Annotated in this window: 1 protein-coding gene and 1 pseudogene; one reads left to right on the top strand and one right to left on the bottom strand. The window is 70.3% G+C overall.

What is annotated here, in order from left to right:
- Nucleotides 1–343 (bottom strand): annotated as a pseudogene (locus ACFV9O_RS40695) (dihydrofolate reductase); the annotation flags it as partial.
- Between the two features lie 336 nt (nt 344–679).
- Here ACFV9O_RS40695 and ACFV9O_RS40700 point away from each other — a divergent pair.
- Nucleotides 680–1,112: ATPase domain-containing protein (locus ACFV9O_RS40700; protein ID WP_385428187.1), on the top strand; the 433-nt coding region annotated here is incomplete at its 3' end.

The following is a 1,112-nucleotide window of genomic DNA, read 5'->3' on the forward strand; positions in this document are numbered from 1 at the left end:
CGGTGGTGACGAACGTCCAGTCCAGCTCCGTCAGCCGTAGCGCGGCGGGCGGCTCGCTCGTCACCACGACGAAGGCGGGCCGGCCGGCCTCCCCGGCGCCGTAGCCGGTCTTCTCGTCCCAGCCCCGCGCCCCGTCGACCACGTCGAAGAGGCGGCGGCCGAGGACGACGGCGCCCGAGCGCGCCGTGGCCTCGCCGAGGACCCGCCGGTCCTCGGGGTCCTCGGAGAACGCCCACGTGTGCAGGGCTTCGCCGCCGGTGCCCAGGCCGTTGTCCGGGCCAGGGCCGGGCCCGGTGACGAAGCCGTCCAGAGAGACGGAGATGTCAGCGATGATGCGCGTCATGCCGGGGAAGACCTCCTTGGGCGGCCGGGCACATCGGTCTCAGCAGTCCCCCCGGTCATACGGGAAGCGTCTCCCGGCGCCACGGAAGCCGCGCCCGCACCGCTCCGGCGGGGGAACCCGCACGGTCCCGCGCGAGCCGCGCGGGGGCCGTGTGGCACGCTTGACACAAAAATCGAACATCTATTCTTATGAAGAATCTGGCGATGCGGCGCCCGGGATCCAGACGGTTCGCGGCGGAGTTTTCCACAGGCCCGAAGGCGTCGAGGCGCATTGTCAGTGCCAGGCGTTAGCGTTTTCGACGTGAAGCGAACGACTCAAGCAAATCGGGTGGAACCCATGGCTGGAACCGACCGCGAGAAGGCGCTCGACGCCGCGCTCGCACAGATTGAACGACAGTTCGGCAAGGGCGCGGTCATGCGCATGGGCGAGCGGCCGAACGAGCCCGTCGAGGTGATCCCCACCGGCTCGACCGCGCTGGACATCGCCCTCGGCGTCGGCGGCCTGCCCCGCGGCCGCGTCGTCGAGGTCTACGGCCCGGAGTCCTCCGGAAAGACGACCCTGACCCTGCACGCCGTGGCCAACGCCCAGAAGGCCGGCGGCCAGGTCGCCTTCGTCGACGCGGAGCACGCGCTCGACCCGGAGTACGCCAAGAAGCTCGGCGTCGACATCGACAACCTCATCCTCTCCCAGCCGGACAACGGCGAGCAGGCGCTGGAGATCGTCGACATGCTGGTCCGTTCCGGCGCGCTCGACCTGATCGTCATCGACT

The sequence above is a fragment of the Streptomyces sp. NPDC059909 genome, assembly GCF_042730885.1.
Classification (GTDB): Bacteria; Actinomycetota; Actinomycetes; order Streptomycetales; family Streptomycetaceae; genus Streptomyces.